Genomic DNA, 23,521 nt, shown 5'->3' with positions numbered 1-23,521 from the left:
CTATACTTTGAATACCCTTACGCATGACGCTAAAACCATTGGTGCCGCTCCTTTTCCTAAGCCTGTTGCTGAGCAGCTGCGCCGATGATAACTTTTTTCAGAAGGACGCACTGGCCACAAAAGAGGAAGTAGCAGGAGCGGCTCCGGCTGGCCCCGACAGCGTATGGGTAATTGCAGGAAGGCATTACGACCGGAGTGCCTTTTTCCGCCTGTTCTGGGGCAACCACAACCGCGCCATCTGGACCACTCCTGTACAGGTGCCTGTTTTTGACCTGAACAAAACAAAGGGAGGGTTAAAAGTACTCAGTTTAGGAGGCGGCTTTCAGACGACCAGTTTTGAGTTGCAGGACAGCACCGGCCGCCGCTATGCCTTCCGCTCCATCGACAAAGACCCGGTGGAGGTGTTGCCCAAGTTCTGGCACCATACTTTCGTAGCGGGCATTGTGCGCGACCAGACGTCAGCTTCCAATCCCTACGGAGCGCTGGTGGTGCCTGTACTGGCGCAGGCAGTTGGCGTTCCGCATTCTAACCCGGCTATTTACTATGTAAGCTACAACGACACAACTTTTGGTGAGTATGCCAGCAGGGTGCAGGGGCGGCTCTTCTTACTGGAAGATAAATTTAAAGTCCCTGCGGATCTGAACCAACAGTTCGGAGATGCGCATGCCTTCCTAAATTCTGACGATGCCTTGCGCCTGCGCTTCAGCTCCAACCACTACCACTTCGATCAGAAAGCTTTTGCACGGGCACGGCTCCTGGACCTGCTCATCGGCGATTGGGACCGGCACAAGGGGCAGTGGGACTGGGCAGTTTCAAATCAGGGGCAGGACACCCTTTTTAAACCGATTCCAAAGGACCGGGACCAGGTGTTTCTGAAAATGGATGACGGGATTGTTCCGTCTATTGCCACCAGCAAGCTTATGGCCCGTAAGCTCCATTCCTTTGATAACAGGTTCAAGGATGTAAAAGCATACATGATCAATGCTGAATTTATCGATGAGCGACTGTTGAACGAGCTGAGCCGGGACGATTGGCAACGCATTGCCAGGCAAATGCAGGCAGCGCTTACAGATCAGGTAATTGAGCGGGCGGTCCGACAATTTCCAAGAGCGGTTTATAACCTGATCGGCAAGGATGTCACACAAGCGCTTAAAAACCGCCGTGATGAACTGCCGGAAGCCGCTAAAAAGATGTATAAAATTCTGGCGCAGGAAGTAACGATTGCCGGCTCTGACCTGGTGGAGCAATTCCTTGTAAAACGACTGTTGGAAGGACAAGTAGAAGTGACGATAACACGTCCGGCCTCAGGAGCAGCACCAGAAAAGACCCTTTACCACAGGGTGTTCAACCCAAAAGAAACCGAGCGGATAATACTGCACGGGCTAGCGGACGATGATGTTTTTACAATTGAGGGGGAAACAAAAGAAAGTATAAAAATAGACGTATACGGCGGCTTGGGCGAGGATGAGATCACAGACAGATCATCGGTACAAGGATTTGGCAAGATGACACGCATCTACGACACCGAGCGCGGCAACGAGCTAGATTTCGGCACCGAAGCCCGGGACCATACCACCCGCGATGTACGCGTGCACGCCTTCGACCGCGAAGGAAATTAGCCCCGCAAAGCGGGGCAGTTCCGAGTTCTGAGTCACGAGTTCCGAGTTGTTTTATAAACTGAGTAGTAAATGAAAGTATAAACTCTCTGTTGCATCTCTTCTACATTTTAGAACCATGTATATGCAAGAGTAAAACTCGGAACTCGTGACTCGGCACTCAGAACTCTATTGAGCTTTCTCCTTTGCCACCCGTTCCAGCATTTTCAGTACAAACTCCTCCATGCCCGTCATTTGCTCGTTTTTAGAGGTGCTGGCATCGTGCTTTTTGAGGTACTGCAACAGCTTGTCTTCCCGGAACAGGTTTACCACTTCCGGATGGATGTAGTACTTGCTGCACACGCTCGGGGTGTTGCCTAACCCTTTGGCCACCATCTTTACAGCTTCTTTTATACTTTTTTCCTTTTCCATTTCAGGTTCATTGTCCAGCACCTGCTCCAGGCACTCTACCATGCGCACACTACCGCCCCAGGTCCGGAAATCCTTTGCCGTGAAGTCGTGCTCAGTTTCTTCGCGCAGGTATTCGTTTACGTCCCCGGATTCCAGCGTCTGCCGCTGTCCGTCTTCGTCATAGTACTGGAACAGATCGTACCCGGGTATATCCTTACATTTCTTCACGAGCTGGGCAAGCCGGCGGTCTTTCAGATCGATCTCGTGCTCCACTCCCTTCTTGCCTTTAAAGGTAAACTTCAGCTGGCTGCCGTTTATCTGCACGTGCCGGTCGCGGAGGGTCGTAAGGCCATAGGATTTGTTGTTCTTCGCGTAGTGGCGGTTACCCACCCGGATCAAAGCATTGTCGATCAGGGAGAGCACCAGGGCGGTTACTTTGCGTTTGTCCAGCTTTTTGGAATTGATGTCTTCCTCGATGCGCTGCCGCAGTTTTGGCAGGGTTTTACCGAACAGGATCATGCGGCCGAATTTGGTAAGGTTGCGTGCGTGCTGCCACTCCGGATGATACACGTATTGCTTGCGCCCCTTGGCGTCACGACCGGTTGCCTGCAGGTGACCTTTCGCGATCGGGGATATCCATACTTCAGTCCAGGCCGGTGGGATCACCAGCTTATTAATCCGCTCGAGTACTTTCTCATCTGTTATGCGCTCGCCTTTGGTATCGGTGTAGACGAAACCGTTGCCCGCTTTTTTGCGCCGGATACCGGGTTGTTCGTCTGTAGTATACCGTAAGCCTGCCTGCTCTGCCGACTTGGCCGGATCTGCATATAATTCGTGTAATTCGTGTTTCTTGTTTGCCATACTGAGGGGCATTTTATACGTAGCCCCTGCCCTACATACTAGAGTTCTTCCCAAAAGTTATAACGCGGGAAATACTTCCCTCCACCAAGTCCGAGCCAATACCATAAACTCTCCTATCTTTGTCCTGTTCAAACCAAAACTTACCATGACCATACATAAACAGATTTCTTACCTCTACGCCTTCTTCGGAATTTTCCTGATTGCCTGTGGCGCGGTGGCTATTGATGTGGCCGGTGTGCAGGCCAAAACAGCCCTGCTGACCGGTGGCATTGGCGGCCTTATCGCCCTGGTAGCAGGCCATTTTCTGAACAGGGGCAAACGCTGGTCGTTTCTGATGGGAGCCATTGAAGCGGGTATACTTACCATACTTTTGTTCTGGCGTACGGGTACCTATTTCATCCGCTTGCTGGAGATGGTGCAGCAGGGCGGCCAGGGAGCCGAAACAACGCAAACGGCAGGTATGGCGTTCCTGCTTACAACGGCTATGCTGGTAGTAGCCCTGCTCACATTGGCCGTATCGGTGATGTTCGCCAAACAGGTGCTCTCCGAAACAAAGTAATACAGTAAAGTATACTTGCTACAGATCAGCAGGGCTATTAGCTATACTTACAATTTAGACAAGTATAATCAGCCCTAAAATATTTTTTAAAAGAAGCCTCTGGCATTCAGAGGCTTCTTTATTTTACAATGGCAGGCATTATTTATAATTCCATCTGCCTGCAAACAATCGTACTGAAACGCCCGTAGTGGCTTGGTACAATATATCAGTTTTCACATTTTTACCGTTCCCTGGAATAATTACCCTGATCGACGGTACATCTAACTTTTACCAGCTTACGCTTACATGAAAAAATTCAACCTATCCCCACTCTGGCTGATGGCGCTGTTCATCACGCTAGGTTTTAGCAGTTGCAAAGACAACGAAGGCGTTATTTTCTCTATTGAAGATGATAAAAAACTGGGCGCGCAGGTGTCGCAACAGGTAGACTCTACTTACAAGGCAAAAGGCCAGCTGCTGGAGCGAAATAGCAGCAATGCAGAAGCCTATTCCCGCCTCGACCGCATCGTGAACCGCGTGCTTAATTCCGGCCAGGTAAAGTATAGAAACGAGTTCCCTTGGACCATCAAGATCATCAACGATCCGAATACGCTCAACGCGTTTGCCACACCCGGCGGCTACATCTATGTTTATACCGGGCTGATCAAGTTTCTGGAAGATGAAGACCATTTTGCCGGTGTACTTGCCCACGAGATTGCCCACGCCGATAAACGCCACAGCGTACGACAGCTGCAGCGCGACTACGGCATCGCGATCCTGCTTTCGGTAGCCTTAGGCAATAACCCGGGCACGCTGCAACAGATCGCAGGACAGCTGGCGGGCACGTTAGGCGGGCTCAAGTTCAGCCGCGACGCTGAAACCGAGGCAGATAATACTTCGGTAACCTACCTGGGTGGCACCAACTACTATGCCTGCGACGGAGCGGCCGGCTTCTTCATCAAGATGAACCAGGAAGCGAACCAGGCTGATCCGCCAGAGTTCCTGAGCACGCACCCGAACCCGGAAAACCGCGTCCAGAACATCCAGCAACAGGCACAGCAGCAAGGCTGTAAAACCACGACTGCTCCTGACACCGACTTCTCAGAATTAAAGCGCAGCCTTAACCTATAAATGCAAATGCCTGTACTAACACTACAGGCATTTTTGTTTGACTATGAAAAAAATCAAAGACAAGGCCATAAAGGGCGTCCTGAAGGCCGAGGAGAAATTCGACACCCTCTCCTTTAAACTGCGGCGGAAGCTCGGTATGATCGGCCCGCTTCATATTGTTACTTACCGAAGTTACGGCACCCCAAACCGCCTTTATGTAAAAGGCCGGGTACTGGAAGATAAAGGCATCACCGTTTCGGAGGAGAACGACACGCTTTGGGAAAACCTGCTGAATATGTACCGCCGTTTCCAGAGCAGCGAAATACCCAATGCCCGCGTGCAGCTGTGCCTGGAAAACCAGGTACACGAGATCACGACCGATGTGGAAGGCTATTTTGTGCTGAACCTCGAACCCAAGAAGCCACTCGTACTGGAAGATATCTGGCACACCATCGATGTGAAGCTGGTGGATGCCCCCTTGGAATATGATGGAGAAATTACAGCGAAAGCACACGTACTGGTACCTCCTCCCGACGCCGAATACGGCATCATCAGCGACATCGACGATACCATTGTGCGCACAGGTGCTACCAGCATGCTCGAGACCGGACGCAATGTGTTGTTGAACAACGCGCACTCACGCATTCCTTTTCACGGGGTATCGTCGTTCTACAAGTCCTTGCAGCTGGGGCGTAATGGCAAGCGCAACAACCCGTTCTTTTATGTTTCCAGCAGCCCCTGGAACAACTACGACCTGCTGTATCATTTTCTGGAACTGAACGAGATTCCGCAGGGCCCGCTCCTGCTCCGCGACTTTGGTATAGACGAAAGTAAACTCGGCCACTCCGACCACATGAGCCATAAGTATAAAGAGATCGAGAACATCCTCATCACCTATCCTAAGCTCAACTTCATTCTCATCGGCGACAGCGGACAGCAGGATGCTGCTATTTACCGCGAGGTTGTGAAGAAACATCCGGGTCGCATCATGTCCATCTACATCCGGGACGTGAACATTGAAAAACATACCCAAAAAGTGGAGAAGATCGTGGATGAGCTGAAAGCAGACGGGAAAGTAGAAATGGTGCTGGTAAAGCAAACCTTGGAAGCAGCCGAACACGCCGCCAAATGCGGCTACATCTTCACCGAAGAGCTCCCTGAAATCGCCAGAGAAACCAAAATAGACAACGAGGGAGACAAGTGAAGTTTATGAGGTTGAGAGGTAGAAAGTATTTAGCTTGGGCGATTACAATAAGTATAAAACGATTTTATACTTTATGATCAATAACTTACGATCTTAGCGCTTACCTGATACCGCTGCGGCCTTAGTGCTTGCTGGTGAAAACACACAGCAAGGGCACACGCAGATTTTATAGTACAGAAAAGCAGCTGATAAAATGTTCCCCTACTTTCTAACTTTTTAATATTCAACTTTCTAACTCTTTACCTCTCTAACTCCCAAACTCTCTCTAACTTAGCTGGAGTGGTCGGCGATGATCTTCCAGCCTTCCGGGAAACGTTTGAAGATAACAGAGAAGTGCCCTTGTAGATCGCCTTTTGAAGCTTCGCGCTGCAGGTGCCATTTTCCTACCACCAGCATGGTCTCAGGCGAGAGCGTACGGATCTCTTTCAGGTCAAAAGCCAATTTGCCCATCGCTGCTACGTCGGGGTAGCTGCGTTTATAGTTATCCAGGGTTTGCTGCCAGCCATAGGTCAGGCCGTTCTTGCCAATAAACAACAGCGAATCCGACCTCCAGTAACCTTGCATGTAGCACTCCAGGTCGCCTTTGCTCCAGCATTCTGCTTGTTGCGCAAGCACTTCTTTAACAGCTGCCGTTTCGCTGGCAGAGTTGTATGCGTTGCTTTTGCGGGTGCAGCCCGTTGCCAGCAGCAGGCAAGTGGCGGCTGCAAGTATAAACCTATTTTTCATCTTGTTCAGGAAGTATGGTTTTGATGTAGGTAGCTCCGCCCAGTCGCCCCATAGCACGCGCTATGCGCCTGCGTCGGCCAAGCACGTAACCCGATGGGTTCTTAGCCGAGTATTTTATCGGGTTAGGCAGAACGGCTGCCAGCAAAGCTGCCTGTTGTCTTTTCACGTTGATGGCTGACGTATGAAAGTACTTCTGTGAGGCCGCCTCTACTCCAAAAACCCTATCTCCCATTTCGGCTATGTTCAGGTATACTTCCAGGATGCGTTCTTTTCCCCAGAGCACCTCGATCAGCACTGTAAAATACGCCTCTACTGCCTTTCGCAGGTAACTGCGTCCATGCCATAAGAATACATTTTTGGCAACCTGCTGGCTGATCGTACTTCCGCCCCGGATGTTCTTCCCTTTCCGGTTGCGCTTAAAGGCATCTACAATAGCATCCACATCAAAGCCGCTGTGTTGCAGAAACAACTGATCCTCTGAAGCAACCACCGCCAGCGGCAACTGATCCGACATCTCTTCCAGGCTTACAAACTTGTAGCGGATCTGCGGATCAGAATTATCAGCGGCAGACGCCTGTGCACGGCGCTGTATCATGTGCAGGGTAGCCGGCGGCGACACCCACCGGTACAACAGCACCCACACCACACTCAGCAGGAAAAGGCTCAGTACGAGCTTCACAAAAATCAGCTTTACCTGTCGCAGGTTCAAGCGGCTTTTCTTCATCGGGACAATTCTATTTAAAGCCTGCAAAACTACAACATTCACTGCAGATTTTATGTAACAAGCGTCTTCTAACCCCTGTTATTCATCAACACGTGCCCTGCATACCGCGTAAGCAGATTAAAAGTAAAATCCGGCTTCCGGAGGCTACCGACACAAAACGAAACGCTGCCTGTTATACTTTAAACATTGCTCTACTTTATGGCAAAGTACCTTCCGCTTTTCCCGCTTAACCTAGTGGTTTTTCCGGGTGAAAAGCTTAACCTGCACATTTTTGAGCCACGCTATAAGCAGCTGGTGCACGATTGCCTGCACGAAGGGAAAAACTTTGGCATCCCCACCTTCATCAACAATAGCGTAGGACTTTACGGCACAGAGATCAAAATCCTGGATGTGGTGAAAAAGTATGACAACGGTGAAATGGACCTCAGCACAAAGGGCCTCAGCATTTTCAAAATCCTGGAGTTTGACAAACAGGCTCCCGGGCGACTCTATGCCGGCGGCCAGGTGGAAGCTGTTGAGATAATCAACGATGAAGATTTTGTGACAAAACTAAAGATTAAGGAGCAACTCACGCTACTGTACAAAGCATTGGGAGTTGAAAAGCTGTTTATCGATCTACCGGAAAATTTTACGTCTTATGACATTGCACACCACCTGGGCCTGAGCACCGAGCAGGAATACCTGGTACTGCAAAATGCCAGCGAAGCCGACCGGCAGGAAATGATACTGCAACACCTTAACCAGGTGGTGCCCATTGTACTGGAAACAGAGCGCCTGAAAGAGCGTGTTAAAATGAACGGCCATTTCAAGAACTTAACCTCTCCTCACTTTTAACCCAGCTGCCCCCGAACGAAAGTATAAATTATGCTGCTATACTACTTCCTCATCATCATACCAGCCTTAGCCGTTCCATTCCTGCTGTTCAGTTACCTGCAGGAGCGTAAATACCGCAACAAACCCTATTACAGGCTTACCGATATTGGATGGCGCAACTTTGGCCCGGCTGCTGATGCGCAAGTGGTGCATAGCGTTGCTTTTCTGGGCGATGTTGGTGCGTTTGCTACCGATGGTACAGACCCGATCCTGCACCTACTGGAGGAATGGCACCAGACCTACGGTGCTAAAGGAACAGCGCTTTTCCTGGGTGATAACCTTTACCCGGTGGGCCTCCCACCCGAAGGGCACCGGCACCGGGCCAAAGCTGTCGAACGGCTCGACTTACTGATGGGTATTCTGAAAGAGAGGGCAGGCCGGAGTATATTTCTGAGCGGCAACCACGACTGGAACAAAGGCCGTGCAGATGGCTACCAGCGGATGCTGCTGCAGGAGCAGTATATTGTAGAAGGTTTGCAGGATGAAGACGCTTACCTACCCCGTACAGGCTGTCCGGGCCCGGTAGCAATCCAACTGGCGGAAGGCCTGCTGCTGCTGGTCATTAACACGCAATGGTTTGTGCAGCGGGGCGAGAAACCACTCGGCAGCAAGTATGGCTGCCCCTACGAAGACATCGAAGGCTTTTTCCAGGAGCTCAATGCCATGCTGCGGCAGAACAGGCACCAGCGTGTGTTGGTGGCGGCGCATCACCCGCTCTACAGCAATGCGCTGCACGGGGGCAAGTTCACGATCAAGCAGCATATTTTTCCGCTCACAGCTGCTAATAAGCGCTTTCTGATACCACTGCCTATTTTCGGCTCATTATACCCGTTTTACCGGCAGCTATTCGGTGCACGCGAAGACATGTCGCACCGGCGCTACAGAAAAATGCGAAAGCGGCTGCTCCGCATCTTCAACCGCTACAGCAACATCGTATACGTTGCGGGCCACGACCACAACCTGCAGCACTTCGAGCGGCATAACAATCATTACATCGTGAGCGGCTCAGGAAGCAAAACATCCTTTGTAAAAAAAGGAGGAAAAGCCACCTTTACACTGGAGCAACGGGGGTTCTTTGTGCTGAACTACTACAGTAACGGCGAGATCTGGATGGAAACAGTTGCCGTAGGCGATAACGAAGTTGCTCCCACCATCGGTTCTGTCGTTTTCCGGAAAGAACTCAAATCAATTCTGCAGCCTGCTTTTGCTCAGCAGATCAGTTGAGTGGTGGTTCGTCCTGCTGCTCTTCCGGTACAGGCAGTATCACTTTCAGGCTTTTGGGGTGTATGGTAACCTTTATCTCCTGCTCCATTTCTACCGGTTCGCCGTCCACGTGCACTACTTCGTTGTCGATGTTGTAGATGGTTGCTGTCTTGCAACTGAGGATGCGGGTATAAACAGAGCTGTCGATGCCGCCGGTGTATAGTTTATAAAGTATGCCCAGACCGGCAGGCTTCGGGAAAGGCTCTATCAGGCAGATCTCGAAACGGCCGTCGTTCAGGATGCCGTTTGGGTTGATGTTCGCGTTGCTGCCAAAGGCATTAGCGTTGGCAATGGTTACCATGAAGGCCTCCCCCTCGAATGTTTCCGTATCGGTTTCGATCCGGTAGAACTTGGGCACGTAGTTCAGGTACTCCTGCAGGGCAATCCAGGCGTACGCTCCCGGCCCGCGCCGATCTCCTTCACTAAAATTTTTCACCACCAGCGCATTAAACCCAAGATCGCTCAGGTGTACAGACGGGTGGCCGTTCACATCGATGGTATCGATGTTACGAACCACATGGGAATGGATGAGCTGGAGCGCCTCTTCGGTATCTTGCGGTATGTTCAGGTCTTTGGAGAGGCCATTGCCTGACCCCAAAGGTATGATACCAAGCGGGGTTGTAGTACCGATCAGCAGGCAGGATACCAGGTTTACGGTACCGTCTCCGCCCACCGCGTACACGGCATCATACTTGTGCTCGGCCAGTAGTTCTTTTATCTTTTTTTTATCTTCCTCACCGGTCGTTTTATAGATATTGTAGTTTATTCCATCCGCGTGGCAAAGCGTCTGGATCTCCTCCTCCAGTTCCTCCTTGTCTATGTCTCCGGCAATGGGGTTGATTACGAACAGCAGGTTGTGGTGCTTGGTGTCTTTGTGCATTGGGTTATACTTTACTACAGGGTGCTACAAGCCTCTGATACGTGAAACAGCCGTTTAGGTAGCTATATAAAAAGAAAACTAACCTCTTTGTAAAGGTTAGTTTTCCATGGCCGGAAGCATAACCGGCTTTCGTCAGATCTTTATTATTTAGTAGATGACTTTGATCCTGATCCGGAAGATTTGGATCCTGATCCGGAGGATTTAGAAGATCCACTGGTAGAGCTGCTGCTCTTTGATGTAGTGGATTTGTTTGCTTCTGTTTTGCCGGAGGTTGAAGAAGACTTGGAAGTAGTAGACTTACTAGTTTCTCCTTTTGAACCCTGGCTCTTGCTAGTTGGCATAACTCAGTTCGTTTTCAGTTTATAATAATCTGTATACATCAAACGCCATGATGAAACATAGCACAGTGCGGTGTCAGAAAAATATAAAGGTTATTCAAAATACCCTGTATATTTTTATATTGATTTATACAGAGACTTTTTACTAAAGTTGCTTTACAGCAAGATAAAATTGAAATTATTGTACTAAACCTTTCGGAAGTCCCTCCGGATACTCCTGCCGGATGGCCTGCTCGATCTCTGCGATGCGGTTGCCCGGGTTCGGGTGGGTTTGGGCAAATTCAGGGCCACGAGCACCCCCGCTGGCTTCTTCCAGTACGCGCATCACCTCTATCATGGCACGCGGATCGTAACCTGCCTGCCCCGTCAGGCGCACCGCCAGCCTGTCTGACTCCAGTTCATCTTCACGGCCGTAGCGCATGTTCACCAATTTACCGATCATGGCAGCGGCAATGGCACCCGTCTGGCTGGCCGGGTTGTCCGGGTCGTACGTAGCAATGGCGGCTGCACCGGTTAACCCTTGCGTAAGCTTTGCTTTAGCCAGTTGCTGTGCCGAGTGCCGCGCTACCACATGTCCTATCTCATGCCCCAGCACACCTGCCAGCTGCCCCTTTGAGCTCAGCTTGCGCAGCAAACCTGCCGTGATGAACACCTGGCCACCCGGCAGTGCAAAGGCATTTACGGTGTTCTCATCTGCCAGCAAGTGAAAATCAAACTTATAGGGAGTCTCGCTGACGTTGGTGTTAGCCACCAGCCGCTGACCGATAGCTTTCACTTCGGCGGCAGCCTGCTTGTCCGGGTGCAAACCACCGTACTGCGATGCCATTTCGGGTGCCGCCTGTAAGCCCAGTGCAATTTCCTGCTCTACAGATATGTCCACGTGCTGCGACTCACCGGTAAATTCATTTTCCTGCCGGTTACACCAATAAGAAATCAGCGAAACACCTGCTACCAGCAAGGCAATGATAAACTTTATAATAGCTCTCATCCTATACAGTTATAGTTGATCTAAAGCATTGCCGGGCTGTATTTTTATGTCTCAACCACAGCGGGCAATTACCTGCATATACTTCCACTTACATAAAACGGATAGGAAAATTGAGAAACCGGTGCAAAAATTTAATCAAAGTCGATGCGGTCATCAAAATCAGTCGAATTCCAGTTCCATACTTTGATAGTTGAAGCATGCTCTAGTGGTTTAAACAAAGTATAGCTATACTATTTTATTCCATTTTCGTAGAACTGTTATACTTACTGCCAAGGCAGCAAACATTTAAATGATAGAACTATGAATATGAAACGAACATTCGGTGCCATACTTACCATTTTAGGTATTATTGGCATCATTTGGGGAGCATATGCTTTTCTGATGGGAGGAGACGGCGTGGCTGTTGGTAAATTTACAGCTGCAGTGCCTTTTGTAGTTGGCCTGATCTTCTTCTTTTCCGGAATAAACCTGGTAAAGACCACGAAAGACGAAGCGTAAACGTCCTTTAAAAAAGAAAACCACTTTTAGATTCGCTCTAAAAGTGGTTTTTATACTTTAGCAGCATCCGCTGCATTATTTCTTTCTCTTCAAACAGTCTGCCCCTGGGCAACCGCCTCTAGTGCAAATACCTCCACTGCTGTAGCTGGGTTCAGGTAAGATGAGTTGTAGTTCTTATCTGCCGAATGGATGTACATAACCGTATTGTCTTTGATATGCTCAATCACCTCTTTTGAGATCTCGCGAGGTACAGCCGGGCATCCGAGGCTTCTGCCCAGGCGGCCATACTGCTTCACAAATTTTTCAGTAGCATAATCTGCGCCGTGTACAACAATAGCACGGTCCCGCGCATTTGAGTTATACTTCTCATCCATTCCATCCAGTTTTAACGAAAGCCCGTGTTTGCCAAAATAGGTTTTGCCGGTCAGGTAAAAACCAATGCTGCTCATGTTGGAGTTGGCTTTGTTTGAAAAGTTCAGGGCCTTGTCTTCGCCGGTATTGCGGCCATGCGCTACCAGGTTGTTGAACAACAGCTTCTTCGACTTCAGGTCAATGATCCACATGCGTTTGTCGCGGCTGGATTTGGTGAAATCAACAACTGTGATAATTGATTTGGATGGGGATACCAGTTGCTTCTGTTTGAAGTTATGAAAACCAATAACGGCTTTACGGAACACGTCGAAGGATAAGCCTGTTTTTTTCAGGTCCGCTTCGTCGTACACATCTTCAAGATGCTTTTCAAAAAAGAGCTGTTTTTCAGCAAAAGTAAGCGAAACGCCCGATGTAAAACCCGCTACATTTTCTTCTGTTTCCGGTGCAGGCATCTGGTACAGTCCGTTATCGGCACCAGGCGTGGTAAATGAAAATAGGCAGAGTGCGAGAGAAGATAAAACTGTTCTTAGCATAAGTTTCTTTTCAGCTTCTTTTTTTGGAGTCAGCAAAAACAACAGGTATTGACATTAAAATTGTTCCGTCGCGTTGTAAAAATACCAGAACGGGCCCATCTAAAGTAGCAGTTTCACTTGTTAAATGCAAAACGATTGTGGTGCGCACCTTTAGTATGTAAAAACACAGAAAAAATTTAAACCTGTACTTTTAAACATAATTTCGGCATTACTGCTTGTGTGGTTACAGCTTATCTCGCAATTTTGAAATCAATTATACCAAACCATGCTAAAGCGATTCCTTGTTTCTCCTGCACTGCTGATCTTACTACTCGTTTCCTGCTCTGAGCCCGCCAGAATAGAAGGATTTGACAGTGATACCTGGAAAAGCGACAAGTTCGCCTGCAAAGGCAACCGCCAGCAAATGGTTGAAAAGTTTGAGGATATTCGCCGCAGCCTGTACGGCAGAACTGAAAACGACATAAAGGACATACTAGGAAAGCCCGATGGTGAACAGCTGATGAGGCGGGGACAACGTGTGTTTTACTATTACCTGGAGCCGGGTACTCAATGTACGGTAAAGGGCAAATTGTCAGAGGCTAACCGTGCCGAGGTACGTTTCAATGCTTTGCATAAGGTAAGCGAAATCACCTACAAGGACATACTCAAAAAATAAGAAAGCCCGGCGCAAAGCCGGGCTTTCCAGTTAAACACTCAATCACAAGTCTTATTTACCTTCGTCGTTGGTGCTGATGTAGCGTACATTCTGCCGGCCTTCCAGTTCGAGGTACTGCTTTAGTTGCTGCTCCGACAGCACACCTGTCAGGGCTTTGTCGTTCTGCAGATGTACATCCCGGAATTTGCGAGTACGTTCGGACGGGCTGTGCGCATAGGTAGCCTCAACCTCCATCAGTTTCTCATATCGTTGTTTGTTCAGCAACTCTATTTGTTTGTATTGCTCTTCTGTCAGGTTCAGCTCCTGCTTCATCTCGAGCGATATCATTTCGGCACCGGTCAAATTGCTGGCCAATACTAGCTTATCCAGTTTATCGTCTGTCACTTTAGAGCTTTGCGCCTGCACCCCCAGCACGAACAGACATGAAACTATGCTAAGTATAACTTTCTTCATTTTTGTATTTTCTTCTCTACTATCCTGTTATTTAACTCCCCTATTATGAACGTAATATTTATTTCCAGGTTAGATATTAGAGCAATTATATTTTATATTTTTCCGATATATGCCAGCAGGACTTCTTTTGCAACTTTGTTTCTATTCCAAAACATAATAAAACTTTATAAAGAATATAGTTTACATATACTTACAATACTTAATGTTAGGCAACCACTGGGGTTAATGCAGGTATAAGGGAAAGAGGCACACAATAGTATTTTTAAAAGCACAGGCCCTTTTGGCAGGAACGCTGACCAAAGCCCTGAAAACCAAGGAAGCTATGAGAACAACACAGTACAACCCAAGCCCGCTGGAGGTTGATTTTGCCCGGGCATTCAAAGAACTCGCACCGCAACTGGAAAGTAAGTTAGGAGCCGGAAAAGTAATTGATATCACATCTAAGCACGATATTGACAATCCCATCGTCATCTATAAAATGGAAGACAAGGAAGGTGATCTTCATGAAATAGTAGTGCAGATCATTCAGCGCCCTGACAGCCTGGTGATCTGAACTATACCAGGAGCCTAAGTATAAAAACAAAGGCCGGCTGCTTCTCTGCAACCGGCCTTTGTTGTATGTGTCATCAGTAAGCTCACGGGCTGCCCGGAACTTTGTATTCGCGGCGCCTGAACCACTGCATGGCAATGAAAGATATCATAAACCCGGAGATCACGCCTTCGAGTATCAACACCGTGAAAATCACAATACCGGGCGTTACATCCATCCGTTCTCCAAAGTAGCGGTCTGCTGAGAGTACTTCCAGCAGCGAATCATCAAACACCTTGATGAATACGAGCATAAAAGCCGCAAACAACACCGTCGCCACGATAGATGTGATAATCCCCACGCCCAGCCCTTTAAAGTAGCCGATCATTCCCTTCACGCTGTCTTTGTAAGCTTTTATCGCTATGCTGATGCCAATGGCCATGATAACGCCATTGACAAAGCGCAACTCAACAATATGCGAGAGCCCGACCAACTTCATCAACAGGAAATAAACGATCAGGCCTGCCGCAGTAAAGAGACCATACTTGATGCCGATCTTTTCCATAGCTTAGAGGGCGACGCTTTAGCTTTTAGTTACTTTGTTTACCGAATCCGTTCCGGCATGGTATGATCTGCGCGCTTATACCACTGCATGGCTACAAAGGCGATGATAAAACCAGGCCAGGTGCCATACACAATGGTGAGAGCAAACAGGGCGATCATTGACAAACCACGTGGGAAGAGCGAGCTCGCCTGCAGGTTAGACAAGTACGTCGCGTCGAACAGGCTGATGTAGAAGACCAGGAACAATGCTAGCAACGTTGATGATACCACACCTACCGTAACGCCTATTGCCAGTCCCTGAAAATAATTGATGTCCCCGTTTCTGGCCCGCTTAAAATTAGCGATCGCTACTACTATACCGATGATGAGGAAAATAGAGCTGAAAAAAGAAAGCTCCACGATGTGTAAAAGTCCGAATATCCGCATGATCAGGAAGAACACGATGTGGGCCAGCCCCACGAAAATTCCATACTTTAAGGATACCTTCTGGTAAGAAACGTTTGTAAATGCCATATCAATCAAGTTTTATTGAGTCAATGTTCTTTAAATTGAACAGATTAACTGCCCGTTTGGTTAGAAGATAGGCGATGGCAAAGAGCCAGCCTGTGCTTTCCGTTGTATATTATTGAAATTATATACTAAAGAATGCGGGGCGGCGTTGTGGTTTGCGCTATATAATTTTTCCAAATCGGAGTTAAGCAGCTCTATAACAAAAAGTTATACTATAGCAGCCACTTTACCTGTCTTCTGATTGACAGGCCTTTACCAATCCCGACATTTATTTGTAATTTTGCACCTATACTTCCATTATATCACAATCAAAGCAATCTATGATCAGTACCTCCAACGTTAGTCTGTCTTATGGCAAGCGTACCCTTTTTGAAGATGTAACCATAAAGTTTGTACCTGGCAACTGCTATGGCCTGATTGGGGCCAACGGTGCAGGTAAGTCTACTTTTCTGAAAATATTAGCAGGCGAGATAGATCCGAACACCGGTACTGTGGATATACCTGCCAATGCACGCCTGGCCGTACTTAAGCAGAACCATTTCGAATTTGACGAGTACCCGGTGCTGCAGACGGTTATTATGGGCCACAAGCGCCTATATGACATCATGCAGGAGAAGGATGCTATTTATGCCAAAGCTGACTTTACAGAAGCCGATGGCGAGCGTGCCGCCGAGCTGGAAGGTGAATTTGCTGACATGGAAGGCTGGAACGCCGAATACGAGGCGGCCGAACTCCTGAGCGGCCTTGGCATCACCGAGAACCTGCATTATGCCCTGATGAAGGTGCTGAGCGGTAGCGAGAAAGTACGTGTGCTTTTGGCACAAGCGCTGTTTGGCAACCCGGATATCCTGCTGCTGGACGAACCTACCAACCACCTGGACGCTGAGTCGATCATGTGGCTGGAGAATTTCCTGGATAACTTCCAGAACACGGTGATTGTGGTATCGCACGACCGCCACTTCCTGGATGCCGTTTGTACGCACGTAGCCGACATCGACTTTGGCAAGATCCAGATGTTTGCCGGTAACTACAGCTTCTGGTACCAATCGAGCCAGCTGGCCCTGCGCCAGCGTTCCGACGCCAACAAGAAAACCGAAGACAAGCGCAAGGAACTGGAAGAATTCATCCGCCGTTTCAGCGCCAACGCTTCCAAATCGAAGCAGGCTACTTCGCGTGCCAAGTTGCTCGAGAAACTGACTGTAGAAGACATTAAGCCTTCTTCCAGAAAATACCCTTACATCGCCTTCAAACCTGAGCGCGAAGCAGGTAACCAGATCCTGAATGTGGAGAACCTGAGCAAGTCTGTTGACGGCCAGCCGATCTTCACGGATATTACCTTCATGGTTGATAAAGGTGATAAGATCGCGGTTATTGGCCGTAATGACTTGGCTGCCTCTACTTTCTTCAAGATCCTGTTCGATGAGGAAAAGGCGGATAGCGGGGAATTCAAGTGGGGCACGACCATTACGTCGTCTTTCTTCCCGAAAGATAACCAGGAGTTCTTCGCAGATGGTAGCCTTAACCTGGTAGACTGGCTGCGCCAGTATTCTGTGGAGAAAGATGAAAGCTTTATCCGCGGGTTCCTGGGCCGTATGCTGTTCTCCGGCGAAGAGTCGCTGAAGAAGGCTAATGTACTGTCAGGTGGTGAAAAAGTGCGTTGCATGTTCTCCAGAATGATGTTGCAGTCTGGTAACGTGCTGGTGTTCGATGAGCCAACCAACCACCTGGACCTGGAGTCGATTCAGGCGCTGAACAACTCGCTACGCGATTTTGACGGCACCATACTGTTCTCTTCTCATGACCTTCAGTTCGTAGACACTATCGCTAACCGAATCATTGAGCTTACGCCAACTGGTATCATTGACAAACGTATGTCATATGAGGAATACCTCTCAGACGAGAACATCAAAGAGTTACGTAAAAAGATGTATGACAAGGCTGTGGTATAACCACAGCCTTTTTACTGCAGCCTGACTATGAAACCGTTCTGTCGATATGTTTTAACATTAAGTGTGCTGCTAGTGCTTGGTACGAGCACCAGATTGCTTGCTCAGACTGAACCGGATACTGTTCGTCGGAAACCGACTTTGCCTACCGGCCCCACTCCTACCCAAAGGCAACAGCAACAGCAACCTTTGCCCCCTCCACGGGTTATTGAAATGCCTCCTGTGCAGGAACAGCCTCCGGTAGTTGAGAAGCAGGAAGATGAGTTTAAGGAGAAGGTGCCACTTATGCATCGGTTATACTGGGGTGGTGGTTTTGGATTACAGTTTGGTACTTACACCGCCGTTTCCCTATCTCCGCTCGTTGGCTACAGGGTCACTGAAAAGTTCTGGTTAGGAGGTGGCGTAACGTATCAGTACCAGGGTGGAGAAGGCATAAGCCTGCAGAATGTGGGCGGCAAAGTATATGCCCAGCAGGAAGTGTACAGAAACTTCCTGGTTCATGCAGAATATGAAGTACTGAGTGTTGAGTACCTGACCTCCTACTACAACGGCTATTATGAAAAAGACCGGGAGGTAATGAGTTTACCGATGGCTGGGCTGGGCTACAGGCAGTTCCTCAGCAATAAGGTTTCATCAGACATCCTGGTGCTTTATAACTTCAATGATGAGTTTCCAAACCCTTATTCAAATCCCGTCATCAGGGTGAACTTTAATTTTGCTTTTGTCGGGCGGTAAGTTTGTAAGCCAATACCTAAAATAAAAGGGCTGCTATACTTGTATAGCAGCCCTTTTATCTTCAAGTTCTATCTGTCGTTAGCCACGTATCAGGCGCAACAGCACCATGATTACTGCAATAACAAGCAGGATGTGGATCAGACCACCTACTGCGTCAGGGAATCCGAGGAAACCGATCAGCCACAGGATTACAAGAACCACCGCGATTATATACAATAAATTTCCCATAGTTTTTAGTCTTTAATATTTTCGAATAAGTTGAACAGTATCTACATAATTAACGATTTTCCGGCGTGCAGGTTAGGCTCTTCGTATCAATCGCAGCAAAACAGCGATCACAGCCAGTACCAGCAATACGTGGATGATACCACCTACTGCATCAGGGAACCCGAGGAACCCGATCAACCAGAAAATAACAAGGATTACAGCTATTATATACAATAAATTTCCCATAGTTTTTTAGTATTTGTTATGTGTTCTTAATACAACTCTAAATCAGAATAACGTGCTACAAACAAACTTGATCAAGCAACTGTTATTTCAGATTACAGTTGTATTTTTTTGTTTTAGCTTTTACGCAGCTATATTTCAAAAGATTTATATAAAAGCATTTTTTTGTATGAGATTGTCTATATTTTAACAATCCGATACATTTCAGAGCAAAAACCCACCTCCTAACCCATCTGATAATCAACTGTCTTCTGTCTTTACAGTATAAAATAATTTCACCCTGATATTGCATTTCGTTTCAAGGCATCAACAGCCTCAAAGAAATCTCCTGTATAGAATGCCTCATTTTAAAATTGAAGTCTTCTAAGAGAAACAGGATAATAGAACAGATTATTAGAAATTAACTTAGCTTTGTAAAGCATTATCAAAACCATACGCTTTGTATCTATGAAAAAAGTAGCAGTTATTGGTTCCGGCACCATGGGCAATGGCATCGCTCATGTGTTCGCACAAAATGGGTTTCCGGTCGCTCTTGTCGATATCTCAGAAGAAGCTCTTCAGAAAGCACTAGGCACTATCTCAAAAAATCTTGACCGCATAATAGCAAAAGGCCACCTGACGGAAGAGCAGAAAGAGCATACGCTTAAGAACATCCATACTTATACCAATATGGAAGAAGGCGTGCGTGAGGCGGACCTGGTAGTTGAGGCTGCCACAGAAAACGTGGACCTGAAACTGAAGATCTTTAAAGACCTTTCGGCTTTTACAAAACCAGAGGCTATACTTGCCAGCAACACCTCCTCTATCTCCATCACCAAAATTGCTTCGGTTACCAACCGTCCGGATAAGGTGATCGGCATGCACTTTATGAACCCGGTACCGGTAATGAAGCTGGTAGAGATCATCCGCGGCTACTCTACTTCGGATGAAGTAACCAGCCAGATCATGGATATTTCGCTGCAGCTGGGCAAAGTACCGACCGAGTGCAACGACTACCCGGGCTTTGTGGCAAACCGCATCCTGATGCCGATGATCAACGAGGCGATTTACTCTTTATATGAAGGCGTAGCAGGTGTTGAGGAGATCGACACGATCATGAAGCTGGGAATGGCTCACCCGATGGGACCGCTGCAACTGGCAGACTTTATCGGTCTGGATGTTTGCCTTTCGATCCTGAATGTACTGCATGACGGGTTTGGCAATCCGAAGTATGCGCCGTGCCCGCTGCTGGTAAACATGGTACAGGCCGGCCACAAAGGTGTTAAATCCGGCCAGGGCTTCTACTCCTGGACACACGGTACCAAAGAGCTTGTGGTAGCGGATCGCTTTAAGAAGCGACATTTCGTGCAGTAGCAACGAGCCAATGGCCTTCCGTTTCAGATAGTAAGTATAAATATACTCTATAGTATAAGGTATAGAAAGGTCCCGCTTAGATAGTGGGACCTTTTTTATTTATAGAGCTACTTGCCACATCTACTCTTTAGCGCATATCAAGGTCGATGAAGTATAGATTGCGGGTGAGAACACCAACAATGGCACAGGTATACTTTATAATAAAAAGAAGCGCCTCTGCTGTAACAGCAGAGGCGCTTCTTTTTCATCTCTATCAACGAAAAACGAGTTTACACAGCTACTGCGTGATCGCGCAGCACGTCGTTCAGAGAGGTTTTCAGATCCGTGCTTGCCTTACGCTGGCCGATGATGAGCGCGCACGGCACCTGGAACTCACCCGCTGGGAACTTCTTGGTGTAAGAGCCAGGAATAACTACGGAGCGCGGCGGCACATAGCCTTTGTACTCTATCGGCTCCGCTCCTGTCACGTCGATAATCTTAGAGCTACCGGTAATGGTTACACCTGCCCCGATCACGGCTTCTTTGCCAATGCGGCAGCCTTCTACAAGTATACTTCTGGAGCCGATGAAAGCGCCATCCTCAACAATAACAGGTGCAGCCTGTACTGGCTCCAGCACGCCGCCTAGGCCTACGCCACCGCTCAGGTGCACGTTCTTACCTACCTGCGCGCAGCTACCTACCGTAGCCCAGGTATCCACCATGGTACCTTCGTCCACGTAAGCACCAATGTTCACATAAGAAGGCATCATTACCACGCCTCTGGCCAGGAAAGCACCATAACGCGCCACGGCATGAGGCACCACGCGTACACCCAGCTGTGCATAGTTCTGCTTCAGCGCCATCTTATCATGAAATTCGAACGGGCCTACATTAATAGTATGCATCTGCTGAATCGGGAAGTATAGCAGCACAGCTTTCTTTACCCACTCATTTACCTTCCAGTTATCGCCGGCCGGTTCTGCTACGCGTAATGTTCCTTTATCAAGTTCCTCGATCACAGCACGTATTGCCTCGATCGTAGTATGTTCTTTCAATAATTCCCGGTTTTCCCAGGCTCCTTCTATAATTTCCTGAAGCGCCATATATAAAGTATAGGATTAAGATTAAAGCGTAAAAGTATTAAATTTAGCCGATGTCAGAAAAGAGAATCCTGCTTGCTTCCTTATTAAAGCCGATTAACGACACCCGTATGTACGAAAAACTGGGTTTGTCGCTGAGTAAGCTTCGGAACGTCAGCATCAGTATCTGTGGTTATCAGGCTCCGGTTCCTGCTGAGGCGCCCGCTAATATAGCCTTCTATCCGATCTTCTCTTTTCCGCGCCTGAGTATAGGCCGCCTTTCTGCGCAACGCAGTTTCTACAAACTACTACTTCAAGTAAAGCCTGACCTGATCATAGTTGCGACACATGAATTACTGCTGGTTAGCTATTTGTACCAGAAGCTACATGGCGGTAAGATTGTATACGACATACAGGAGAACTATAGCCTGAACCTGACTGCTCAGCACCATTATGCTGCACCGGTAAAGCACCTGCTGGCTTTCGGCGTCAGAAGTATAGAGCAGCTTGTTTCATCAGCTGTGGCGCATTTCCTGGTAGCAGAGCAAAGTTACCTTCAGGAATTACCTTTTCTGGATGAGCGCTATACTTTGCTCGAGAACAAGTATAAACCAGGCACACGTTATACCTTACCTGCTACGCCGGTGCGGCTTTCACCAGACCAGCCACTTCGCCTGTTATACTCCGGTACCATTTCAGAAACGTACGGCGTGTTCGAAGCAATCGAATTTGCCGGTCAGCTCCACCAGATTCACCCACAGGTACAGCTGACCATTATCGGCTATTGTGCAAAGGGGCAAACACTGGCGCAGCTTCGGGAAAGTATAAAGGACAAGCCCTATATCAAGCTGATTGGCGGCGACAGCCTGGTGCCGCACCAGCAGATCATAGAAGAGATAAACCGCAGCCATGTAGGGCTTCTCCCCTACAGACCGAATGAAAGTACCTTCCGCTGCATCCCTACTAAGCTCTATGAATACATGGCGCACGGCTTGCCGGTACTGGTGCAGGAGAACCCGTTGTGGCAACCCATAGTAGAAGAGAATCAGGCAGGTTATTCAATTGATTTCAGATCCGTACATGCTGCCGAATTACTGCAGCTTTTCCGGCAAAACCCATTCTACGGGATGGGCATCCCTGAATTCGTGTTCTGGAACACAGAAGAAGAAAAACTGACTCAGGTGGTTCAGCGATTGCTTTAGTTGCCGGTTAATCCTTTCAACAGAAATAAAATTTATTTTTAGACGAATCTAAATTCATAAAAATTAAGTATATTCGAATCATTAACCTTCATACGTATGCGCAATTCAAAAATAGCAGGTGTTGGCCATTATGTTCCAGAGAATATAGTTACCAACAAAGATCTAGAAAAACTGATGGACACCACCGATGAGTGGATCCGGGAAAGAACAGGGATAGTAGAGCGCCGGTACTTCCAGGAAGGTGTGGACACTACCTCTAACATGGGTGCCAATGCGGGCCGCAACGCCCTAAAAATGGCTAACCTGGAGCCGTCAGACCTGGACATGATTGTGTTTGCTACCCTCAGCCCGGATTATGTATTCCCAGGCTCGGGCGTACTGTTGCAGCGCGAGCTTGGCATAAAGGAGATACCTGCCCTGGATGTGCGTAACCAGTGTTCCGGCTTTGTCTATGCATTATCCGTAGCTGATCAGTTCATCAAAACAGGCATGTACAACAACGTGCTTGTAGTAGGCTCCGAGATCCACTCGAGCGGCCTTGACTTCAGCACAAGAGGCCGTGGCGTATCGGTGATCTTCGGGGATGGCGCCGGTGCCGTAGTGCTTACGCCTTCTGAAAGCAACGAAAGAGGTATCCTGTCTACACACCTGCATTCTGACGGAGAGTTTGCCGAAGAGCTTGCTACCATTGATCCGGGCAGCAATAAAAAAGAGCGTCTTACCCATCAGATGATCGACGAAGGCACCATTTACCCTTATATGAACGGCAACATGGTGTTCAAGCATGCGGTAACCCGCTTCCCGGAAGTGATTGAAGAAGCACTTCAGAAGAACGGGTACCAAGCTTCTGATATCGACATGCTTATACCGCACCAGGCAAACCTGCGCATCACCTCCTACATCCAACAGAAAATGGGACTGCCTACGGAAAAAGTGATGAGCAACATCCATAAGTATGGCAACACCACAGCAGCTTCGGTGCCTCTGGCTTTGAGCGAAGCAGTAGAAGAAGGCCGCATCAAGGAAGGCGATCTGGTATGCCTTGCCGCCTTCGGCAGTGGCTTTACCTGGGCTTCAGCACTAATCCGCTGGTAGTTTTGAATAAATTATGAATGCTGAATTATGAATTATGAATTGTGGATGTGATACCAT

General features: G+C 48.2%; 27 protein-coding genes. 15 read left to right on the top strand and 12 right to left on the bottom strand.

Translation table 11 applies throughout. The features are described 5' to 3' along the window. Positions 1-23: 23 nt before the first annotated feature. Positions 24-1,619, top strand: coding sequence for a hypothetical protein (locus MJ611_RS09700; protein WP_250429563.1), 1,596 nt, complete (start codon positions 24-26; stop codon positions 1,617-1,619). Positions 1,620-1,784: 165 nt separating this feature from the next. Here the strand turns inward: MJ611_RS09700 and MJ611_RS09695 are convergent, their stop codons facing one another. Continuing rightward, entirely contained in the window at positions 1,785-2,867 is a 1,083-nt protein-coding gene (locus MJ611_RS09695; protein WP_250429561.1) for a DNA topoisomerase IB, read from the bottom strand. Between the two features lie 145 nt (positions 2,868-3,012). On the opposite strand from MJ611_RS09695, the gene MJ611_RS09690 reads away from it, so the two are divergent. The 3 genes from MJ611_RS09690 to MJ611_RS09680 all read left to right on the top strand — a co-directional run bounded on the left by MJ611_RS09690 (position 3,013) and on the right by MJ611_RS09680 (position 5,719). Continuing rightward, positions 3,013-3,426, top strand: a complete 414-nt coding sequence (locus tag MJ611_RS09690; RefSeq protein ID WP_250429560.1) for a hypothetical protein — start codon at positions 3,013-3,015, stop codon at positions 3,424-3,426. A gap of 285 nt (positions 3,427-3,711) precedes the next feature. Next, positions 3,712-4,536 carry a M48 family metalloprotease gene (locus MJ611_RS09685; RefSeq protein WP_250429558.1) on the top strand — a complete coding sequence of 275 codons (825 nt, stop codon included), beginning with the start codon at positions 3,712-3,714 and terminating at the stop codon, positions 4,534-4,536. A gap of 43 nt (positions 4,537-4,579) precedes the next feature. After that, positions 4,580-5,719 (top strand): App1 family protein, encoded by a 1,140-nt coding sequence (locus MJ611_RS09680; RefSeq protein ID WP_250429556.1) that lies wholly within the window; start codon positions 4,580-4,582, stop codon positions 5,717-5,719. Positions 5,720-5,989: 270 nt separating this feature from the next. On the opposite strand, the gene MJ611_RS09675 is transcribed toward MJ611_RS09680, so the two are convergent. Together MJ611_RS09675 and mtgA are read right to left on the bottom strand one after the other, a co-directional pair. Further along, a complete protein-coding gene (locus MJ611_RS09675; RefSeq protein WP_250429554.1) occupies positions 5,990-6,445 on the bottom strand; it encodes a YybH family protein in 456 nt (151 codons plus the stop codon). Then, positions 6,435-7,169: a monofunctional biosynthetic peptidoglycan transglycosylase gene (gene mtgA, locus MJ611_RS09670; RefSeq protein ID WP_250429552.1), complete on the bottom strand. Its 735-nt coding sequence runs from the start codon at positions 7,167-7,169 to the stop codon at positions 6,435-6,437. The genes MJ611_RS09675 and mtgA overlap by 11 nt, the downstream gene beginning before the upstream one ends. A 198-nt stretch (positions 7,170-7,367) precedes the next feature. Here mtgA and MJ611_RS09665 point away from each other — a divergent pair, with 198 nt between their 5' ends. Further along, positions 7,368-8,003 carry an LON peptidase substrate-binding domain-containing protein gene (locus MJ611_RS09665; RefSeq protein WP_250429550.1) on the top strand — a complete coding sequence of 212 codons (636 nt, stop codon included), beginning with the start codon at positions 7,368-7,370 and terminating at the stop codon, positions 8,001-8,003. 30 nt (positions 8,004-8,033) lie between these two features. Beyond that, complete coding sequence (locus MJ611_RS09660) at positions 8,034-9,266, top strand: metallophosphoesterase (RefSeq protein WP_250429548.1); 1,233 nt, start codon at positions 8,034-8,036, stop codon at positions 9,264-9,266. Here MJ611_RS09660 and MJ611_RS09655 read toward each other — a convergent pair. Then, a complete protein-coding gene (locus MJ611_RS09655; protein ID WP_250429546.1) occupies positions 9,259-10,185 on the bottom strand; it encodes a diacylglycerol/lipid kinase family protein in 927 nt (308 codons plus the stop codon). The genes MJ611_RS09660 and MJ611_RS09655 overlap by 8 nt on opposite strands. Before the next feature lie 180 nt (positions 10,186-10,365). Here MJ611_RS09655 and MJ611_RS09650 point away from each other — a divergent pair, with 180 nt between their 5' ends. Next, complete coding sequence (locus MJ611_RS09650) at positions 10,366-10,551, top strand: hypothetical protein (RefSeq protein WP_250429545.1); 186 nt, start codon at positions 10,366-10,368, stop codon at positions 10,549-10,551. Between the two features lie 150 nt (positions 10,552-10,701). Here MJ611_RS09650 and MJ611_RS09645 read toward each other — a convergent pair whose 3' ends face one another. Then, positions 10,702-11,511 (bottom strand): M48 family metalloprotease, encoded by an 810-nt coding sequence (locus MJ611_RS09645; RefSeq protein ID WP_250429543.1) that lies wholly within the window; start codon positions 11,509-11,511, stop codon positions 10,702-10,704. A gap of 306 nt (positions 11,512-11,817) precedes the next feature. Between MJ611_RS09645 and MJ611_RS09640 the strand changes: the two genes are divergently transcribed. Next, positions 11,818-12,009: a hypothetical protein gene (locus tag MJ611_RS09640; RefSeq protein WP_250429541.1), complete on the top strand. Its 192-nt coding sequence runs from the start codon at positions 11,818-11,820 to the stop codon at positions 12,007-12,009. Between the two features lie 89 nt (positions 12,010-12,098). Here the strand turns inward: MJ611_RS09640 and MJ611_RS09635 are convergent, their stop codons facing one another. Next, a complete protein-coding gene (locus MJ611_RS09635) occupies positions 12,099-12,914 on the bottom strand; it encodes a murein L,D-transpeptidase catalytic domain family protein (RefSeq protein ID WP_250429540.1) in 816 nt (271 codons plus the stop codon). A 265-nt stretch (positions 12,915-13,179) separates the two neighbouring features. Between MJ611_RS09635 and MJ611_RS09630 the strand changes: the two genes are divergently transcribed. Beyond that, complete coding sequence (locus MJ611_RS09630) at positions 13,180-13,569, top strand: hypothetical protein (protein ID WP_250429538.1); 390 nt, start codon at positions 13,180-13,182, stop codon at positions 13,567-13,569. 51 nt (positions 13,570-13,620) lie between these two features. On the opposite strand, the gene MJ611_RS09625 is transcribed toward MJ611_RS09630, so the two are convergent. Further along, on the bottom strand, positions 13,621-14,022 hold the full coding sequence (locus MJ611_RS09625) for a hypothetical protein (RefSeq protein ID WP_250429537.1): 402 nt from the start codon (positions 14,020-14,022) through the stop codon (positions 13,621-13,623). Between the two features lie 322 nt (positions 14,023-14,344). Between MJ611_RS09625 and MJ611_RS09620 the strand changes: the two genes are divergently transcribed. Beyond that, the gene (locus tag MJ611_RS09620; RefSeq protein WP_250429535.1) at positions 14,345-14,575 is read left to right on the top strand and encodes a hypothetical protein; all 231 of its coding nucleotides are present in this window, start codon (positions 14,345-14,347) and stop codon (positions 14,573-14,575) included. An 82-nt stretch (positions 14,576-14,657) separates the two neighbouring features. On the opposite strand, the gene MJ611_RS09615 is transcribed toward MJ611_RS09620, so the two are convergent. Both MJ611_RS09615 and MJ611_RS09610 read right to left on the bottom strand, forming a co-directional pair. Continuing rightward, positions 14,658-15,116, bottom strand: coding sequence for a DUF4199 domain-containing protein (locus tag MJ611_RS09615; RefSeq protein WP_250429533.1), 459 nt, complete (start codon positions 15,114-15,116; stop codon positions 14,658-14,660). A gap of 38 nt (positions 15,117-15,154) precedes the next feature. Continuing rightward, positions 15,155-15,628, bottom strand: coding sequence for a DUF4199 domain-containing protein (locus MJ611_RS09610; protein ID WP_250429532.1), 474 nt, complete (start codon positions 15,626-15,628; stop codon positions 15,155-15,157). Positions 15,629-15,945: 317 nt separating this feature from the next. On the opposite strand from MJ611_RS09610, the gene MJ611_RS09605 reads away from it, so the two are divergent. Further along, positions 15,946-17,574: an ABC-F family ATP-binding cassette domain-containing protein gene (locus MJ611_RS09605; protein ID WP_250429531.1), complete on the top strand. Its 1,629-nt coding sequence runs from the start codon at positions 15,946-15,948 to the stop codon at positions 17,572-17,574. 63 nt (positions 17,575-17,637) lie between these two features. Further along, positions 17,638-18,306: an outer membrane protein transport protein gene (locus MJ611_RS09600; RefSeq protein WP_250429530.1), complete on the top strand. Its 669-nt coding sequence runs from the start codon at positions 17,638-17,640 to the stop codon at positions 18,304-18,306. A 78-nt stretch (positions 18,307-18,384) separates the two neighbouring features. Here MJ611_RS09600 and MJ611_RS09595 read toward each other — a convergent pair whose 3' ends face one another. Both MJ611_RS09595 and MJ611_RS09590 read right to left on the bottom strand, forming a co-directional pair. After that, positions 18,385-18,534, bottom strand: a complete 150-nt coding sequence (locus MJ611_RS09595; RefSeq protein WP_250429529.1) for a lmo0937 family membrane protein — start codon at positions 18,532-18,534, stop codon at positions 18,385-18,387. Between the two features lie 72 nt (positions 18,535-18,606). Then, a complete protein-coding gene (locus tag MJ611_RS09590; RefSeq protein WP_250429527.1) occupies positions 18,607-18,759 on the bottom strand; it encodes a lmo0937 family membrane protein in 153 nt (50 codons plus the stop codon). A gap of 444 nt (positions 18,760-19,203) precedes the next feature. On the opposite strand from MJ611_RS09590, the gene MJ611_RS09585 reads away from it, so the two are divergent. After that, the gene (locus tag MJ611_RS09585) at positions 19,204-20,109 is read left to right on the top strand and encodes a 3-hydroxybutyryl-CoA dehydrogenase (RefSeq protein WP_250429525.1); all 906 of its coding nucleotides are present in this window, start codon (positions 19,204-19,206) and stop codon (positions 20,107-20,109) included. A 269-nt stretch (positions 20,110-20,378) separates the two neighbouring features. Here MJ611_RS09585 and MJ611_RS09580 read toward each other — a convergent pair whose 3' ends face one another. After that, entirely contained in the window at positions 20,379-21,191 is an 813-nt protein-coding gene (locus MJ611_RS09580) for a 2,3,4,5-tetrahydropyridine-2,6-dicarboxylate N-succinyltransferase (RefSeq protein WP_250429523.1), read from the bottom strand. Between the two features lie 50 nt (positions 21,192-21,241). On the opposite strand from MJ611_RS09580, the gene MJ611_RS09575 reads away from it, so the two are divergent. Then, entirely contained in the window at positions 21,242-22,369 is a 1,128-nt protein-coding gene (locus tag MJ611_RS09575) for a glycosyltransferase (protein WP_250429521.1), read from the top strand. 96 nt (positions 22,370-22,465) lie between these two features. After that, entirely contained in the window at positions 22,466-23,464 is a 999-nt protein-coding gene (locus MJ611_RS09570; protein WP_250429519.1) for a 3-oxoacyl-ACP synthase III family protein, read from the top strand. The last annotated feature ends 57 nt before the right edge of the window (positions 23,465-23,521 follow it).

This window comes from Pontibacter ruber (genome assembly GCF_023630205.1).
GTDB classification, from domain to species: Bacteria; Bacteroidota; Bacteroidia; order Cytophagales; family Hymenobacteraceae; genus Pontibacter; species Pontibacter ruber.
This window is presented reverse-complemented; position numbering and strand designations above follow the sequence as displayed.

Excerpts from the sequence above, each read along its gene's own strand:
- MJ611_RS09700 (WP_250429563.1), top strand. The coding sequence starts at position 24 with ATGACGCTAAAACCATTGGTGCCGCTCCTTTTCCTAAGCCTGTTGCTG.
- MJ611_RS09695 (WP_250429561.1), bottom strand. The coding sequence starts at position 2,867 with ATGGCAAACAAGAAACACGAATTACACGAATTATATGCAGATCCGGCC.
- MJ611_RS09690 (WP_250429560.1), top strand. The coding sequence starts at position 3,013 with ATGACCATACATAAACAGATTTCTTACCTCTACGCCTTCTTCGGAATT.
- MJ611_RS09685 (WP_250429558.1), top strand. The coding sequence starts at position 3,712 with ATGAAAAAATTCAACCTATCCCCACTCTGGCTGATGGCGCTGTTCATC.
- MJ611_RS09680 (WP_250429556.1), top strand. The coding sequence starts at position 4,580 with ATGAAAAAAATCAAAGACAAGGCCATAAAGGGCGTCCTGAAGGCCGAG.
- MJ611_RS09675 (WP_250429554.1), bottom strand. The coding sequence starts at position 6,445 with ATGAAAAATAGGTTTATACTTGCAGCCGCCACTTGCCTGCTGCTGGCA.
- mtgA (WP_250429552.1), bottom strand. The coding sequence starts at position 7,169 with ATGAAGAAAAGCCGCTTGAACCTGCGACAGGTAAAGCTGATTTTTGTG.
- MJ611_RS09665 (WP_250429550.1), top strand. The coding sequence starts at position 7,368 with ATGGCAAAGTACCTTCCGCTTTTCCCGCTTAACCTAGTGGTTTTTCCG.
- MJ611_RS09660 (WP_250429548.1), top strand. The coding sequence starts at position 8,034 with ATGCTGCTATACTACTTCCTCATCATCATACCAGCCTTAGCCGTTCCA.
- MJ611_RS09655 (WP_250429546.1), bottom strand. The coding sequence starts at position 10,185 with ATGCACAAAGACACCAAGCACCACAACCTGCTGTTCGTAATCAACCCC.
- MJ611_RS09645 (WP_250429543.1), bottom strand. The coding sequence starts at position 11,511 with ATGAGAGCTATTATAAAGTTTATCATTGCCTTGCTGGTAGCAGGTGTT.
- MJ611_RS09640 (WP_250429541.1), top strand. The coding sequence starts at position 11,818 with ATGAAACGAACATTCGGTGCCATACTTACCATTTTAGGTATTATTGGC.
- MJ611_RS09635 (WP_250429540.1), bottom strand. The coding sequence starts at position 12,914 with ATGCTAAGAACAGTTTTATCTTCTCTCGCACTCTGCCTATTTTCATTT.
- MJ611_RS09630 (WP_250429538.1), top strand. The coding sequence starts at position 13,180 with ATGCTAAAGCGATTCCTTGTTTCTCCTGCACTGCTGATCTTACTACTC.
- MJ611_RS09625 (WP_250429537.1), bottom strand. The coding sequence starts at position 14,022 with ATGAAGAAAGTTATACTTAGCATAGTTTCATGTCTGTTCGTGCTGGGG.
- MJ611_RS09620 (WP_250429535.1), top strand. The coding sequence starts at position 14,345 with ATGAGAACAACACAGTACAACCCAAGCCCGCTGGAGGTTGATTTTGCC.
- MJ611_RS09615 (WP_250429533.1), bottom strand. The coding sequence starts at position 15,116 with ATGGAAAAGATCGGCATCAAGTATGGTCTCTTTACTGCGGCAGGCCTG.
- MJ611_RS09610 (WP_250429532.1), bottom strand. The coding sequence starts at position 15,628 with ATGGCATTTACAAACGTTTCTTACCAGAAGGTATCCTTAAAGTATGGA.
- MJ611_RS09605 (WP_250429531.1), top strand. The coding sequence starts at position 15,946 with ATGATCAGTACCTCCAACGTTAGTCTGTCTTATGGCAAGCGTACCCTT.
- MJ611_RS09595 (WP_250429529.1), bottom strand. The coding sequence starts at position 18,534 with ATGGGAAATTTATTGTATATAATCGCGGTGGTTCTTGTAATCCTGTGG.
- MJ611_RS09590 (WP_250429527.1), bottom strand. The coding sequence starts at position 18,759 with ATGGGAAATTTATTGTATATAATAGCTGTAATCCTTGTTATTTTCTGG.
- MJ611_RS09585 (WP_250429525.1), top strand. The coding sequence starts at position 19,204 with ATGAAAAAAGTAGCAGTTATTGGTTCCGGCACCATGGGCAATGGCATC.
- MJ611_RS09580 (WP_250429523.1), bottom strand. The coding sequence starts at position 21,191 with ATGGCGCTTCAGGAAATTATAGAAGGAGCCTGGGAAAACCGGGAATTA.
- MJ611_RS09575 (WP_250429521.1), top strand. The coding sequence starts at position 21,242 with ATGTCAGAAAAGAGAATCCTGCTTGCTTCCTTATTAAAGCCGATTAAC.
- MJ611_RS09570 (WP_250429519.1), top strand. The coding sequence starts at position 22,466 with ATGCGCAATTCAAAAATAGCAGGTGTTGGCCATTATGTTCCAGAGAAT.